The 831-nt window shown below is 56.0% G+C and carries 1 protein-coding gene; it reads right to left on the minus strand.

Translation table 11 applies throughout. From position 1 onward, the window contains the following. Positions 1-11: 11 nt before the first annotated feature. A protein-coding gene (locus GAL01_RS15410) for an IS5 family transposase (RefSeq protein WP_099253411.1) occupies positions 12-769 on the minus strand; the annotation gives its coding sequence in 2 pieces (ribosomal slippage) (positions 12-448 and positions 448-769; 759 coding nt in all). Positions 770-831 lie beyond the last annotated feature (62 nt).

The following is an 831-nucleotide window of genomic DNA, read 5'->3' on the forward strand; positions in this document are numbered from 1 at the left end:
AGGCTCAGGACTCATAGCCAGAACATGACGGTTGCAGCGAGGCAGATGGCGGAGAAGAAGACGGTGGGGCATCTGTCGTAGCGCGTTGCAACACGCCGCCAGTCCTTGAGCCTTCCGAACATGATCTCGATGCGGTTGCGTCTTTTGTATTTTCTCTTGTCGTATTTGACTGGTTTTCCGCGGGATTTTCGCCCCGGAATGCAGGGCCTGATCCCTTTCTCTTCCAGGGCGTCCCTGAACCAGTCGGCGTCATACCCGCGATCTCCCAGCATCCACTGTGCCATAGGAAGACTGTCCAACAAGGCAGCAGCACCAGTATAATCGCTGATCTGTCCCGCCGTCATGAAAAAGCTCAGCGGTCGTCCGTTCTGATCGGTGACCGCATGCAGCTTTGTATTCATACCGCCTTTGGTGCGACCGATCAGGCGGCCCGGATCCCCTTTTTTAACCGCAGGCTTGAAGCCGTACGGTGCGCCTTGAGATACGTCGCATCAATCATAATCGTCTGAGGCTCGGCTTTCGCAGCAGACAGGCCATCCATCATCCGCATGAAAACGCCCATGTCGCTCCAACGCTTCCAACGGTTATACAGCGTCTTGTGGGGGCCGTATTCCCGGGGCGCATCACGCCAGCGCATCCCATTGCGGTTCACAAAAATGATCCCGCTCAGCACGCGGCGGTCATCAACGCGAGGTTTGCCGTGGCTCTTTGGGAAAAAGGGCCGCAGACGATCCATCTGTTCATCCGTCAGCCAAAACAGGTCGCTCATTGCCAGTCTCCTCGCAGAGCCTGAATCAGATTTCCATAATCAAATCAATGGGTCCTGAGCCT

The organism is Gluconobacter albidus, from assembly GCF_002723915.1.
In the GTDB taxonomy this organism is placed as follows: Bacteria; Pseudomonadota; Alphaproteobacteria; order Acetobacterales; family Acetobacteraceae; genus Gluconobacter; species Gluconobacter albidus.